Genomic DNA, 815 nt, shown 5'->3' with positions numbered 1-815 from the left:
CGTTCGACCCCAAAGAAACCCCGTTGTCTGAATTGAAAACACAAGGTTTTCAGACGGCCTTCAATATTCTGCACGGCACTTTCGGCGAAGATGGCGCGATTCAAGGTGCATTGGAGCTGATGGGTATTCCTTACACCGGTAGCGGCGTGGCCGCTTCTGCACTGGGTATGGACAAATACCGCTGCAAACTGATTTGGCAGGCTGTGGGCTTGCCTGTTCCTGAGTTTGCCGTATTGCATGACGACAGCAACTTTGATGCCGTTGAAGAAAAATTGGGCCTGCCGATGTTTGTGAAACCCGCCGCGGAAGGCAGTAGCGTCGGTGTGGTAAAAGTCAAAGAAAAAGGCCGTCTGAAAAGCGTTTACGAAGAATTGAAACATTTGCAGGGCGAAATCATTGCCGAACGCTTTATAGGCGGCGGCGAGTATTCTTGCCCGGTATTGAACGGCAAAGGCCTGCCGAGTATTCATATTATTCCGGCTACCGAGTTTTACGACTACGAGGCTAAATACAACCGCGACGATACGGTTTATCAATGCCCGTCGGAAGATTTGAGCGAGGCGGAGGAAAACCTGATGCGCGAACTGGCCGTGCGTGGCGCGCAGGCGATTGGTGCGGAAGGTTGTTCGCGCGTGGACTTTCTGAAAGATACGGACGGTAAGCTGTATCTTTTGGAAATCAATACCTTGCCCGGTATGACCAGCCACAGTTTGGTGCCAAAATCTGCAAGCCATATCGGCGTGGATTTTGCTGATTTATGTATTGAGATTTTGAAGACCGCTCATGTGGGATGATGCAGGCGCACTGGGTCGACT

General features: G+C 51.2%; 1 protein-coding gene. It reads left to right on the top strand.

The window, feature by feature from the left end:
- The coding region (locus tag ACTHUR_RS13140) for a D-alanine--D-alanine ligase (RefSeq protein ID WP_440398955.1) at positions 1–794 on the top strand (794 nt) is incomplete at its 5' end.
- Positions 795–815 lie beyond the last annotated feature (21 nt).

Source organism: Neisseria sp. P0021.S007 (genome assembly GCF_051956855.1).
The sequence above is the reverse complement of the archived record's forward strand: the minus strand, read 5'-3'. Positions and strand labels throughout refer to the sequence as shown.